This is a genomic window from Nocardia sp. NPDC057455 (assembly GCF_042802775.1).
GTDB lineage: Bacteria > Actinomycetota > Actinomycetes > Mycobacteriales > Mycobacteriaceae > Nocardia.
Map to the genome: position 1 here is coordinate 1 of NZ_JBHVDM010000130.1, position 12,323 is coordinate 12,323.

General features: G+C 69.2%; 13 protein-coding genes. 5 read left to right on the top strand and 8 right to left on the bottom strand.

Annotated elements, in window-relative coordinates:
* Positions 1-53: 53 nt before the first annotated feature.
* From ACFU5M_RS31915 to ACFU5M_RS31930, 4 genes are read right to left on the bottom strand one after another with little or no spacing between them, the layout of a single operon-like run.
* Positions 54-383, bottom strand: a complete 330-nt coding sequence (locus ACFU5M_RS31915) for a ScnB (protein ID WP_379054862.1) — start codon at positions 381-383, stop codon at positions 54-56.
* Positions 380-1,090, bottom strand: coding sequence for a thiocyanate hydrolase subunit gamma (gene scnC / locus ACFU5M_RS31920; RefSeq protein ID WP_379054864.1), 711 nt, complete (start codon positions 1,088-1,090; stop codon positions 380-382). The genes ACFU5M_RS31915 and scnC overlap by 4 nt, the downstream gene beginning before the upstream one ends.
* Entirely contained in the window at positions 1,087-1,386 is a 300-nt protein-coding gene (locus ACFU5M_RS31925) for an SH3-like domain-containing protein (protein ID WP_062975296.1), read from the bottom strand. Before ACFU5M_RS31925 ends, scnC begins: the two co-directional genes overlap by 4 nt.
* Positions 1,383-1,808, bottom strand: a complete 426-nt coding sequence (locus tag ACFU5M_RS31930; protein WP_379054866.1) for a hypothetical protein — start codon at positions 1,806-1,808, stop codon at positions 1,383-1,385. The genes ACFU5M_RS31925 and ACFU5M_RS31930 overlap by 4 nt, the downstream gene beginning before the upstream one ends.
* A gap of 647 nt (positions 1,809-2,455) precedes the next feature.
* On the opposite strand from ACFU5M_RS31930, the gene ACFU5M_RS31935 reads away from it, so the two are divergent.
* Positions 2,456-3,262: a VOC family protein gene (locus ACFU5M_RS31935; RefSeq protein ID WP_379054868.1), complete on the top strand. Its 807-nt coding sequence runs from the start codon at positions 2,456-2,458 to the stop codon at positions 3,260-3,262.
* Between the two features lie 321 nt (positions 3,263-3,583).
* Here ACFU5M_RS31935 and ACFU5M_RS31940 read toward each other — a convergent pair whose 3' ends face one another.
* Together ACFU5M_RS31940 and ACFU5M_RS31945 are read right to left on the bottom strand one after the other, a co-directional pair.
* Positions 3,584-4,240, bottom strand: a complete 657-nt coding sequence (locus tag ACFU5M_RS31940) for a response regulator (protein ID WP_379054870.1) — start codon at positions 4,238-4,240, stop codon at positions 3,584-3,586.
* Entirely contained in the window at positions 4,237-5,394 is a 1,158-nt protein-coding gene (locus ACFU5M_RS31945) for a sensor histidine kinase (protein ID WP_379054890.1), read from the bottom strand. The genes ACFU5M_RS31940 and ACFU5M_RS31945 overlap by 4 nt, the downstream gene beginning before the upstream one ends.
* A gap of 223 nt (positions 5,395-5,617) precedes the next feature.
* Between ACFU5M_RS31945 and ACFU5M_RS31950 the strand changes: the two genes are divergently transcribed.
* Entirely contained in the window at positions 5,618-6,538 is a 921-nt protein-coding gene (locus ACFU5M_RS31950) for a sterol desaturase family protein (protein ID WP_379054872.1), read from the top strand.
* A 247-nt stretch (positions 6,539-6,785) separates the two neighbouring features.
* Here the strand turns inward: ACFU5M_RS31950 and ACFU5M_RS31955 are convergent, their stop codons facing one another.
* Entirely contained in the window at positions 6,786-7,592 is an 807-nt protein-coding gene (locus ACFU5M_RS31955) for a nuclear transport factor 2 family protein (RefSeq protein ID WP_379054874.1), read from the bottom strand.
* Positions 7,593-7,705: 113 nt separating this feature from the next.
* Between ACFU5M_RS31955 and ACFU5M_RS31960 the strand changes: the two genes are divergently transcribed.
* Positions 7,706-8,497 (top strand): 3-oxo-5-alpha-steroid 4-dehydrogenase, encoded by a 792-nt coding sequence (locus tag ACFU5M_RS31960; protein WP_379054876.1) that lies wholly within the window; start codon positions 7,706-7,708, stop codon positions 8,495-8,497.
* A 169-nt stretch (positions 8,498-8,666) separates the two neighbouring features.
* Positions 8,667-10,016 carry a TIGR01777 family oxidoreductase gene (locus ACFU5M_RS31965; protein WP_379054878.1) on the top strand — a complete coding sequence of 450 codons (1,350 nt, stop codon included), beginning with the start codon at positions 8,667-8,669 and terminating at the stop codon, positions 10,014-10,016.
* A 499-nt stretch (positions 10,017-10,515) separates the two neighbouring features.
* Here the strand turns inward: ACFU5M_RS31965 and ACFU5M_RS31970 are convergent, their stop codons facing one another.
* Complete coding sequence (locus ACFU5M_RS31970; RefSeq protein WP_379054880.1) at positions 10,516-11,361, bottom strand: MerR family transcriptional regulator; 846 nt, start codon at positions 11,359-11,361, stop codon at positions 10,516-10,518.
* Between the two features lie 283 nt (positions 11,362-11,644).
* Here ACFU5M_RS31970 and ACFU5M_RS31975 point away from each other — a divergent pair, with 283 nt between their 5' ends.
* The gene (locus tag ACFU5M_RS31975) at positions 11,645-12,268 is read left to right on the top strand and encodes a lipocalin family protein (protein ID WP_379054882.1); all 624 of its coding nucleotides are present in this window, start codon (positions 11,645-11,647) and stop codon (positions 12,266-12,268) included.
* The last annotated feature ends 55 nt before the right edge of the window (positions 12,269-12,323 follow it).

A 12,323-nucleotide genomic window follows, 5' to 3' on the forward strand; every position in this document is an offset into this window, starting at 1 on the left:
GAACCATGAGGTTCCGGGCCGTTTCGTTTTCGATGCTTCGGTTCGGACGGCGGCTACTGCCGATGTAACCGCTCCCGGACGGCATCCATGCGGGCGCGCAGTTCCTCTGGGCTGACCATGCCCCGATCCATCAGCGTGTGGGCGGTGACCACCACCGAGCGGGTGCGTACCGGGAAGTCGTGGTAGATCGTCTCGCCGAGCGCGTCCTCGGCATGGCGGCGCTCGAGATTGTCCAGGGCGCCGCGCCAGGAGAGGCATTCGCACGTGGCTTGCATGCTGGACTCCCACGGGTCGGGCTTGCGATCGAGTTCGGGTAGGGCGCTTTCCCGGCGCGACGCGGGATCCAGGGTGTTCAGTAGTACTTCGTACGGACCGCTCGTCACCGGCTTCCCTCCTGTCTTATGGCGGACTCGACTCGGTCCGGCGGTTGCTGCGCGGTCCAGTCGACCTGGGGCAGCGCCACTCCGATCATCGTGTCCCGCGTGACGATGGCGGCCAGCTGCTCCTCGGTCCAGTCCTCGGTGCCCTCGGGGCGCATCGGCATCACCATGAACCGGGATTTCTGGTTGGAATCGTGCACCCGGATCTCGACGTCGGACGGGAAGTGCAAGCCGAACTCCGCGAGCACTTCGCGGGGCCTGCGTACCAGGCGGCGACGGTAATTGGGCGTGCGATACCAGTCCGGGGACATCCCGAGGACCGGCCGCGGATAGCACGAACACAGCGTGCACACGATGACGTTGTGCACCTGTGGGGTGTTCTCCAGCACGTAGAAGTAGGTGTAGTCGCTCGGTGTCCCGGATCCGGTGGGATCGCGCCAGTCGATGCCGATCTCTTTGCACGTCTCGGTCCCGTCGGCGAGCAGGCGCGCCTTGAAGTCGGGATCGGTCCACGCCTTGGCGACCAGTTTCGATCCGCCGTGCGGACCGACCGATTCGGCCCACTCGGCGAACCTGCGGTGGTCTTCCTGGGAAAAGAGCCCCTTCTCGATGGCCAATTCGCGGACCGCCGTCTCGAGCACTTCGAATTCGCTGATCTCGTCGCTCGTCCGGATCGGCGCGTGCGCGTCGTGATCGTGGGTCCGGCTCACTGGGCATCCTCCTCTGCGGGCTCGAGCCAGCGCTCGGAGACCTCCGTCTCCAGGGTGTCGGCGTCGAAGCCGGTGTATTTGGGCCATAGATCCTTCTGACGGAATCGCACGACGTAGAACGGCTCGACGCGACCGTCCTCGCGTCCCCACGCCTCGTCCTCCGGGATGATCCACTCCGGCCGGTGCTCGACGACGACACCGGTGTGCCCGCGGGTGTAGGCCTGGGTGCGGGTGTGGAACATCGACGTGGCGTCGCGCACCCGTACCCGATCGCCGATGCGATACTTCCTGCTCATGCGCGCGCCTCCCTCCGGGCGCGTACTTCGTCCAGCTTGGCCGAGAGTTCATCGGGGGTGATCAATCCCTTGGCGACCAGAGTCTTCGCCGCGACGGTCACCCAGCGCGCGTAGTAGGGGAGACCGAAGTACAGCGTCGCGCCGAGGTCGTTCTCCGCTCGCCTGCGCTCCTCGGAGTTCCATACGCCGCGCCAGCCGAGGCATTCGCAGGTGACGTAGGTGCTCATCTCCCAGGGCTCTTCCTCCTTCTCCTGGTACTCGATCGGGATATCCGGTTGGCCGCCCACGTCGTGCAGAACGTGTCGAAGTGCGGCGAACAAATCGTTGGAGATCTCGTAGGGTGAGTCCAGCGGTTCGCGGAAGACCGGTGCGAGGTCCGCGACGCGATGCTGCAATTCGTCGAATCGATTCGGTGCGCTCATGATGTCTCCGTAGCAACGGATCCGGTGTCCCCGGCAGGGCGGTTGCGGCGGGTGTGCGCGCGCACGCCCGAACTCGTCGAGGCGGAACCGATGACGAGCGCCATGAGGGACTCCAACAGGACGGCCTGCCCGGTCATCGGGCAAGCGGGAGCAGTCGGACGACGGGGGGTGTGACCCCAGTCACAATCGCATGGTTCGGTTGCCAAGGTTACACGGCAAGATCGATTTGCTGAAGGATGACTGCTGAGCGCGGCGTGCACGCGCACCGGCTCGGAGGATCGGCGGTTCCGGCCTCTTGACTAGCGAAAAATGTGGAGGAAACTAGTCATTACACCGGAGTACCGGTAGGTGAGCGCACGGTCGGCTGAGACGTCGGCAGGCAGTGAAGACACCGACCCAGGATCCGGCTAGGCCCCCGGCAGCCAGTCGAAACACCGGAGTCGTCAGCGACGACCGACGCTCACGGTTTCGATGAGACTACCGGGGACTGATCTGTGTAAGGGGTCTTCGGCTAGCGTTCCAGAGCTCGTGAACACGATCGAGCGGTCGACGCAATCAGCTCACTTGCACGGAGTGCTGGTGGTTGACTAGCCGGGTGCCGGCTGTCTCGGCCGCACATCGGCAACCCGTGTCAGGAGGCACTCGCAATGCCCACTCATGACGGAAGCTGGCCCCAGGGAACGCCGTGCTGGGTCGACTGCCAAGTCGACGATCCGGCGCGCGCCCGCGAATTCTACGGCGCGCTCTTCGGCTGGGAGATCGAGGACAGCCCGCCCGAGGCGGGCGGATATCTGATGGCGATGCGCAACGGCCGCGCGGCCGCGGGCATCGGGCCCAAGCCGGAAGGCATGCCGATGCCGTCGGTGTGGACCACCTACCTCGCCGCCGACAGCGCCGACGCGATCGGGCAGAAGGTCGGCGCGGCGGGCGGTGCGCTGATGATGAAACCGTTCGACGTGCTCGATGTCGGCCGCATGTTCGTCGGCGCCGACCCGACGGGCGCGGTTTTCGGGGTCTGGGAGGCCAAGGCCCACGGCGGTGCGGGCGTCTACAACGAGCACGGCGCGTACTGCTGGAACGAGTTGCACACCAGCGACTACAAGCAAGCGCAGGAGTTCTACGCCGACGTGTTCGGCTGGCACTACATCGAGATCGGCGACGGCGAGCACTTCGTCTACTCCACCTTCAGCCTGACGCAGGACGGCGACGCCGTCGGCGGCGTCAACGACTCGACGAAGATGCCGGGCGACAACCCGTCGTATTGGCTGGCCTGGTTCCAGGTCGACAACACCGACGAGGCGCTGGCCAAGGCGGGTGATCTGGGCGCCACCGTGATGTCGGGACCCGACGACAGTCCCTTCGGGCGGATGGGCATCGTCCAAGGCCCACAGGGCGAGGTTTTCGGAATCATCGATCCCACGACCACCGTCGGCGAACCGCCGAGCGGCGCCTGAGTCCGGCCGGCGGAGCGGCGGACCGAACCGCTCCGCCGCCGGGTCGTCTCAGCGCGGGAGCATGGTCGGGTGTGGGCGCCTCGAGTTCTCAGTGCTCGAGGCGCTCGACCAGCGGCCGAGTACGAGCACGCGAACCGTCGGCCCGGATGCGTCGCCGAGACGCCTGCTCGGGCGAGTATTCCGGAATCGGGCCGCCCGCCGAGACGAACGGGCGCGACAAGATCCCCGAGGACAGACCAGGATTCTGGGCACGCGGCCGGGTTGTCGCGAATCGGTCGGCAGCGCCGATGATGTTCACCACACGCGCGGGCCGAGGCGCGCCTATTCCGGCGTGACCAGCCCGTGCTGATGTGCGTAGACGACGGCGTGGATGCGATCGCGCACGCCGAGTTTGGCGAGGATGCGCGAGACGTGGGTTTTCACCGTCTCCTCGCCGACGCCCAGCTGCGCGGCGATCTCGGCATTGCTGCGCGCGTCGGCCAACAGCAGCAGTACCTCCAGTTCCCGGGCGGTGAGCTGGTGGACTTCCCGCGGGGTGCGCGGCGGGGCGAGCGTGCTCGCGAAGCGGGAGACCAGGCGGCGGGTCATCGACGGATCGATCAGCGCGTCGCCGCGTGCCGCGATCCGGATGGCCGTGACCAGTTCCTCGGGAGGAAGGCTTTTCAGCAGGAACCCGCTCGCGCCTGCCTGCAAGGCGCGGTACAGGTTGGCGTCGCTGTCGTAGGTGGTGAGCACCAGGACGTGCGTTCCGCCCGCGGCGACGATCGCGGCGGTGGCGGCCAGCCCGTCCAGCTTCGGCATCCGGACATCGAGGATCGCGACATCCGGTCGCAGCCGGGCGGTCTCGGCGATGGCGGCGCGGCCGTCGCTCGCCTCGGCGACGCAATCGAGGTCCGCCTGGCTGTCGACGACGGCGCGCAAGCCGGAGCGGAACATGCTGTGATCGTCGGCGATCAGGACGCGAATGGGCGTGTTCACAATCCTCCGATCGGTACGGACACCGTGGTGTGCCACTGCGCGGCGTCGCGGCCGTAGTCCAGTTCCCCGCCGAACAGCTCGGCGCGGCGGCGGATGCCTTTGAGGCCGCGCGGGACCGAGGTGCCGGCGGCGGCCGGTTCGCCGGCGAGGGGATTGGTCGCGCGCAGCACTACCCGCTTCGGCAGGTACTCCACATCCAGTCGCGCGTGCGTCCCGTCCCCGTGCCGCAGCGCGTTGGTCAGCATCTCCTGCACGATGCGGTACAGGGTGATGTTCAGCGAGCCGGGCAGTTCGACCGCGTCGCCGCGCACGGTCGTCTCGACCTCCAGCCCGGCCGCACGGACGTGCTCGATCAGTCCGTCGATGTCGGCGAGCCCCGGCTGGCGCTGCCCGTCGTCTTCCCGCCCGTGCAACAGATCGAGCTGGCGACGCAGATCGACCATCGCTGCCCGGCTGCTGGATTCCACCGCGGACAGCGATCGGGCGGCGGCCGGGTTCGCCGTGCCGCCCAGCGCCAGCCTGGCGGCGCCGGCGTGGATGCCGATCGCGCTGACGTGATGCGAGATCACGTCGTGCAGGTCGCGGGCGATGGCCGCCCGCTCTTCGGTGACCGCCCGCTCCAGCGCCGCCCGGTGCTCCTGCTGCCGCAACCGGGCACGCTGCTCGAGATCGGCGATGTAGGCGCCGCGCGCGGCGGTGTATCGGCCGACCAACCAGGGCACGCAGCCCGCGGCCACCGTGGAGGCGAGCAGCAGCCGCCAGTCCTGGGCCGCGTTGCTGCCGGTGAGGACGTGGGCCGTGGCCACGCCGCCACACAGCAGCAGCATGGTCGACACCGATTTCGGCCCGGCCAGCCACGCCCCCGCGCGATATCCGGCCACCAGGAAACCCACGTCGGCGAACCGCACCGGGAACCCGTGCCGGTGCAGCAGCAGTGCGGCCAGCAATCGCACCAGCACCTGCGCCGCCGCCACCGCCCCAGCGGTCCGGGGCGGCGCGGCCAAGGCCAGATCGGCGGCGACGATCGCGGTGATCGCGGCGGCCGTCTGCCACGGGGCGACGGCGAACACGCCGCACAGCCCGAGTACCACCGCGTCGATCAGGGCCGCCGCCACGGCAACCACTACCGACTGCCGGGCCAGCGACCTGCTCACATCCAACAGTTCGCCACCGCCTCCGTCCCGTCAGCGTCGAGTTACGCGGGCGATCCTAGCGAGCGCACCCGTCCGCGCCGTGCACGCCGACCACTCACTGTGCCCGCGAATCGAGCCGCCCGCGTCCCCCGCGCGGGGGACGCGCGATCCCTCGTCGGCGCGATGTTCTCGCGGCCGCGCAGCCGTAGCGTCGAAGCCGACGGCGGACGATGGAGGAGAACACATGGGCCGTGTGGAGTTGTCGATTTATGCCATTCCGGCGTTCGCGGTGCTCATGCTGGTGGAGTGGATCGCCTACCGGCGCGATCCCGACCGATCCGGTAACGGCGGGTCGGCTCGCGACACCGCGTCCAATATCGCGACGTTCACCCTGGGTCGGCTGGTGAAACCGGTGACGCAGTATCTGGTGCCGTTCTCCGCGGTGGTCGGCGCCGCTGCGATCACGCCGCTGCATCTCTCACCGCGGTCGTGGTGGGTCTGGGTACTCGGCCTGATCGTCACGGACTTCTGCTACTACTGGGCGCATCGCGCCGATCACCGTGTCCGGCTGATGTGGACCGCGCACAACGTGCACCACTCGAGCGAGCACTTCAACCTCTCCACCGCGATCCGCCTTTCCTGGCTGCATCCGGTGCCGACCGTCCTGCGCGGCCTGGCGTGGGTGCCCGCGGCGCTGCTGGGCTTCCCGGCCTGGATGATCTTCTTGTTGCAGGGCATCGGGCTGCTCTACCAGTTCCCGATCCACACCCAGCGCGTGCGGACGCTGCCACGCCCGATCGAGTTCCTGTTCAACACGCCGTCGCACCACCGTGTCCACCACGGCTCGAACAAGCCCTATATCGACAAGAACTACGGCGGCATCCTCATCCTCTGGGATCGGATGTTCGGCAGCTTCGCCGCCGAGTCCGAACCGGTCCGCTACGGCCTCACCAAGAACATCGGCACCGACAACCCGCTGAAGGTCAACTATCACGAATTGGCCGCGCTGATCCGCGACGTACGCGGTGCGAGCACCTGGCGCGGGCGGCTCGGCTACGTGTTCGGCCCGCCGGGCTGGACCGAGCATGCCGCACCGGCGCCCGAGGTGATCGAAGCTCCGGTGCCCGGCCGGGTAGAGGAACGCGCCGGACAGCTCGCCTCCTGACGCGTGACGGGAGCTGTCGGTAGCCGGGTGTCTCAGCACACCCGGCTACCAGCGTGAACGGATCCGCGACGCGTGCGCGGACTCCACCGCCACCCGGGGGGCGGCGGACGGGCGCGACGGGATCGACTGATCGCGGCGAGCGCCAGGCGCACGGCAGCGGACGATGCGCAGGGTCGGTCACCGTCCGAGGTAGACCGTCATACTCGCGATACCGTGACGGACCCGATGGTCGATCGCGAGGCGCGCGTCAGTCTCCGTCGAGATAGAACGTCACACGCGCGATGCTGTCGCTGCCGGTCGCGAACTCCACGACCGCGACTCCCGAGACCGCGCCGAGCCGCACACTCGCCGTGACGGTGCGGCCCGCGGCGATCACCTTGCTCCAGCGCATGTTCCGCACCCGATTCGTGAATTCCTCCACGGATACCGGTGTGCCCGCGGGCAGCTCGATATCGGCCCGATGCCCGAGCAACTCGCGCACGCGGCTCAGATCGGTGCTCGCGGCGGCAGCGAAAAGCCCTGTCGTGGCTCGTTTTCCGCGGCGACCCACGCCGCCGAGCGCCTGCAGCATGCCCAGCGCCCCGCCGACGCCCTGGTTGACGATCAGTTGCGGTCCGAGCTTCAGCGCGGCGGCGAGCCCGGGCAGCCCGGTGCGCAGCAGCTGCCAGATCATGCCCGCCAGCTCCCAGTGCGCGGCGAGGTAGGCGATCCGCCACGCACCGTCCCGCTCGACCAGCCGGTAGCGCAGATGCATCGGGACCGAGACGGTGGCCCCGGTGGACATCGTGGTGACGATGGTCAGATCGCGCACCACTGTCGGCGGATGGACCAGGTCGCGCTCGACCCGGAACGCGATGGTGTTCGGCCCGATGAAGGTGTCGTAGAACCGTTCGATGGCGGCGCGGCCGACGTGCGGGCGGGATCCCACCGGGTCGTTGACCTCCGCGCCGGGGGTGAACAGGCCGACCCACGCGGACTTGTCGTGCGCGCCGACCGCGCGCGGCGATGCCTCGACGGCCGCGAGCAGCGCTGCGGCCGAGGGTTCCAGCGGCATGGCAGTACCTCCGTTTTCGCGAGCCCGGACCGGACACATGGTAGAACAAGTTCTAGTTTTGGCGTCGCGTTACGGTGTTCGCACCGGTCGCCTCCGCACGACAAGGGATCTCGATGGATTGGTATACCGGGAACACCGCCTACGACACCGTACTGACGATCGGCTTCGTGTTCGCGGCGTTCGTCGTCGTCGGCGGCTTCTTCGCGCAGAGTCCCTACGGCCGGTTCGCCTCGAACGCGGTCGGTTTCAACCTCGACCCGAAGCTGGGCTGGTGGTTGATGGAGATTCCGGCGACGGTGGTGTTCGCGATCTGCTACCTCGCGGGCCCGAATCGATTCGAACCCACCTCGATGGCGCTCGCCGCGATCTGGGTGCTGCACTACGGCAACCGCGGCTGGTTCTTCCCGCTGTCCATCCGGCAGGCGCCCGGTAAGCGGAGCAGCTTCAACATCTCGGTGCTCGGCGCCGGCATGTTCGTCACGGCGCTGCACGGCTATCTCAACGGCACGCTGTTCGGTCACGACTATCTCGATCAATACGGTCCCGAGTGGTTGACCGATCCGCGGTTCCTGCTCGGGCTCGTCGTCTACCTGGGCGGGTTCGTGCTGCTGGTGCGCTCCGAGTCGATCGTGCGCAACTTGCGGGACAAGGACGATCCGGGCGCCGCCGAGTACCGGATTCCCTACGGTGCCGGGTTCCGGTTCGTCAGCAGCCCGGCCTACCTGGGCGAATTGATCGCCTGGGCGGGCTTCGCGCTGGCGACGTGGTCGTTGGCAGGCGTGGTCATCTTCCTGATCACCGCGGGGAATCTGGTCCCGCGCGCCTTCGCCACGCACAAGTGGTACCGGGAGAAGTTCGCCGACTATCCGGCGGATCGGAAAGCGTTGCTTCCGTTCGTGGTCTGACCTCGTGACCCGCGGCGATCTGTCATGCCGCCGCGAACCGCTTGGTTTCGACCCAACTAGGTGCATCGGACGGACTGGTCACGAATCGTCTCCTGCGCTTTATCGGATTGTGAGTCGAAGAACGATGCGGAAACGCTGCGTCGGGTCGGTTTCCGGCTACAGTCGGGCCATGGGTATCGAGTACGCGAGCGTCGTCGATCTACCCCGGTCCGAGGTGTTCGCCTGGCACGGCCGCCCTGGTGCCCTGACCCGCCTGGCGCCGCCCTGGCAACCGGTGTCGCCGCGCGCCGAGTCGGACTCGCTCTCCGACGGGCAGGCGGTACTCGGCCTGCCCGGTGGTTTGCGCTGGGTGGCCCGGCACGATCCCGGCGAGTACGACCCGCCGCGCCGGTTCGTCGACGCGGTCACCGTCGACGGTGTCGGCTCGCTGCCTGCCGGACTGCTGCCGTGGCGGCACACTCACGATTTCGAAGCCGTCGACCAGGCGCATACCCGGGTGGTCGACCGGGTGGACGCGCCGGTGCCCGCGACGGTCCTGCGCCCCATGTTCGCCTACCGCCACCGGCAACTCGCCGACGACCTCGCCGCCCACGCGCGGGCGGCGGGGGAGGGTTTCGTGTCCAGGACCGTCGCGGTGACCGGAGCGTCCGGGCTGGTCGGTTCGGCGCTGACCGCGTTCCTGTCCACCGGCGGGCATCGGGTCGTACGGCTGGTCCGGCACCCGCCGCGCGCCGCGGACGAAAGGCAGTGGGATACCGCGGATCCCGCGCCGGATCTGCTGGACGGTGTGGACGCGGTGATGCATCTGGCCGGAGCCTCCATCGCGGGACGGTTCACCGAAGGGCACAAGCGCGCGATCGCGGACAGCCGGATCGGCCCGACCCGGCGGCTCGCCGAAGTGGCGGCGCGGGCGGCGGTGCCGGTCTTCGTGAGTGCCTCCGCGATCGGCTACTACGGCGCCGATCGCGGCGACGAGACGCTTACCGAAGTGTCGATCCGCGGTGACGGCTTCCTCGCCGACGTGGTCGAGGGGTGGGAGGCCGCGACGGTGCCTGCGGCCGAAGCGGGTGTACGGGTGGTGCGGGTGCGTACCGGGATCGTGCAGTCCCCGCGCGGCGGCACGCTGCGACTGTTGCGCCCGCTGTTCACGGCCGGGCTCGGCGGGCGCATCGGTGACGGTCGTCAGTGGCTGTCGTGGATCGGGATCGACGACCTGATCGACGTCTACCATCGGGCGCTCTGGGACACCGGACTGTCCGGAGCGGTCAATGCCGTTGCGCCGCAGCCGGTGCGCAACGCGGAGTACACCAAGGTCCTCGCGGGCGTGCTGCATCGGCCCGCGCTTTTCCCGGTGCCCGGGTTCGGTCCCGCATTGCTGCTGGGCCGCGAAGGCAACCGGGAAGTGGCGTCCGCCAGTCAGTGTGTCGTTCCCACCCGGCTGACGAAAGCCGGTCACCGATTCCGCACCCCGGCGCTGGAACCGGCGCTGCGTCATCTGCTCGGCAGGCTCGCGGGGTGACTCGTCCGAGCCGGCGGTAGGTGCTTCCCCGTCGAGGTAGCGGCCGCGAGATCCGGCTTCGGCGTAGGTGGATACCGCTACCGGGAGATCGGCTCAGTGCGAGTGGGGCGTGCGAGGGAAAGCAGGCGCGCGCTCGCACAACGACGTTCGTGGGTGGGCGACGAGTCACGGAGCCGCCGTCCGAGAGGAGCACCGGGTGAAGGGTCGAAATCGCCACCCAGCGTAACGGGCAGCGCTGCTGGTGGTACCGATCAGGACAATGCGCCACTGGTCACATGTGCCCGAGGGCGCGACGCGGGCTTCGGTGTGCTCGATCGTTGCGGCTCGCGTTGCTGCGGCGGCTGGCGCATCGGTCTCCGAACAGCGGATGCATTGATTTCGCATCGAATTGAAAGGCGAAGTGAGTCGCTGGTCGGGCTGGGGCGGTGCGTGTGGGAGAGGTGTTTCGTCCGGTGACCGATCGGCCCACGGCCGCATATGCCGAAGCCGAGGTGTGCGGTCAGGCGAGCCGGTCGGCGGCGTCGAGCAGGCTGTCGACTCGTTCCACGCCCTCGGGGAGGAAGACCGCGTCCCATCCGGGGCCGCCGACCAGCACACGCGCGCCCGCGCCGAGACAGGCGCGCACCGCGGAGGTCAACGCCGTGGACTCTTGTTGCGACCACAGCAGTACGGCGGCGGGACGGTCGAACCGGGCGAGGGTGTCGGCGAGCGCGGCGGCGGGCACGTCGGCGCCGAGCATCCGTGCTCCGGCGCCGCGTTCGGCGAGGGCCGCGCGCAGCACCTCCAGTGGCAGCGAATGCGTCTCTCCGCTGGTACAGGCGAGCACCACCGGCGTCACGCCGTCGGGCGCCGACGGCGGGTTCGTCCGGTGCAGCACCGAGATGACGCACCAGGACAGCAGGTGTTCGACATCGATGCATCCCTCGCCGCCGAGCTGGCGGGCGACGATGTCGGCGAAAGCGGGGCGGCACAGCAGGTCCCAGGTGTCCACCACGCCGAACGCGCGGACGTGCGCTTCGAGCCGGCTCGACACCGCGGTGGTGTCCAGCGCGAAGGCCGCGGCCAGCAGCGATTCCCGGCGGCCCAGCGTGGGCGCCGGGCCGCGTACCGCCGCCGCCGCCCCCGCCGGGCTCGCGCCCGCGCGGATCAGGGTCAGCATCCGCTCGAGCATGGCGATGTCGGCCTCGGTGTAGAGGCGGTGCTTACCCGGACGATGCTGTGGCGGACCGATGTCGTAGCGGCGATTCCAGCTGCGCAGCGTCGCGGTCGGGATACCGACACGTTCGGCGACCGCGCGCACCGTGTATCCGGCCGCATCGGACACGGGGACGGGACCGGCGGGCATCGCCCTATTCTGCCCGTCGCCGCCGACGGGATCCGTCCCGCCCGGGTTGTCGGTGGGTCCCCGCGATGACGCCACGTCACCCCCGATGTCGTGCCGGGCCGTTCGGCGCAGGCCGGCGGCCGCTCCGAGCACGGGCGCGCGGCCGGTGGCCGGCGGCCGCGCGGTTCCCGATGTGGGGCGCTGTCCTCCGCGTCATGGATCCTCCCAGGAAAGATTCGGGCGCATCAATTCTGCATCGTTCTATGTTAGTGTGGACCACATCGCCGATTTCCGAGGAGTTAGCGTGCATCGTCGCAATCTGCTGCGTACGTCGACCCGCCTGCTCGCGGGGGTGGTGTCGGCACTGTCCGCGACGGCGCTGGCGGCGGGCGTCGCCGCCGCGGCGCCCGGTCCGGTCGACGGGCCCGCGCCGGTGCCGCGGCTCGAGTTGGAGCGGTACCTGGGCACATGGCGTCAGCTCGCCGCCGTCCCGCAATACTTCAACCTGGACTGCGCGCGCGATACGCAGGCGAATTACGCACTCGATCCGCAGGGCGACATCGCGGTGCGCAACTCCTGCACCACGTGGGCGAACACGCGCAACGAGATCAACGGCACCGCGAGGGTCAACGACCGGGAGACCGGGGCGCAGCTGCACGTGAGCTTCCCCGGCGTGCCCACCCAGGATCGCCGGGAGGGGCCGACCAACTACATCGTCACCGCGCTCGGCCCGGACTATTCGTGGGCGCTGGTCACCGACCCGAGCCGGACATCCGGGTTCGTGCTGGCTCGCGCGGCATCGCTGGACGCGGAAGCCTGGCAGCGGGTGCGCGCGGCGATCACGGCAGCCGGTCAGAACTCGTGCCTGTACCTGACCTCGCCGACGACGGGCGGTGAGTCGCGCATCGTCCCGCTCTGCGCGGGGTGATCCGGCATGCTCGGCGCCCGCGAGGGTCGCGTCGTCGGCGGTAGGGCTGAGCCGC

Excerpts from the sequence above, each read along its gene's own strand:
- ACFU5M_RS31970 (WP_379054880.1), bottom strand. The coding sequence starts at position 11,361 with ATGCCCGCCGGTCCCGTCCCCGTGTCCGATGCGGCCGGATACACGGTG.
- ACFU5M_RS31925 (WP_062975296.1), bottom strand. The coding sequence starts at position 1,386 with ATGAGCAGGAAGTATCGCATCGGCGATCGGGTACGGGTGCGCGACGCC.
- ACFU5M_RS31935 (WP_379054868.1), top strand. The coding sequence starts at position 2,456 with ATGCCCACTCATGACGGAAGCTGGCCCCAGGGAACGCCGTGCTGGGTC.
- ACFU5M_RS31930 (WP_379054866.1), bottom strand. The coding sequence starts at position 1,808 with ATGAGCGCACCGAATCGATTCGACGAATTGCAGCATCGCGTCGCGGAC.
- ACFU5M_RS31950 (WP_379054872.1), top strand. The coding sequence starts at position 5,618 with ATGGGCCGTGTGGAGTTGTCGATTTATGCCATTCCGGCGTTCGCGGTG.
- ACFU5M_RS31960 (WP_379054876.1), top strand. The coding sequence starts at position 7,706 with ATGGATTGGTATACCGGGAACACCGCCTACGACACCGTACTGACGATC.
- ACFU5M_RS31955 (WP_379054874.1), bottom strand. The coding sequence starts at position 7,592 with ATGCCGCTGGAACCCTCGGCCGCAGCGCTGCTCGCGGCCGTCGAGGCA.
- ACFU5M_RS31965 (WP_379054878.1), top strand. The coding sequence starts at position 8,667 with ATGGGTATCGAGTACGCGAGCGTCGTCGATCTACCCCGGTCCGAGGTG.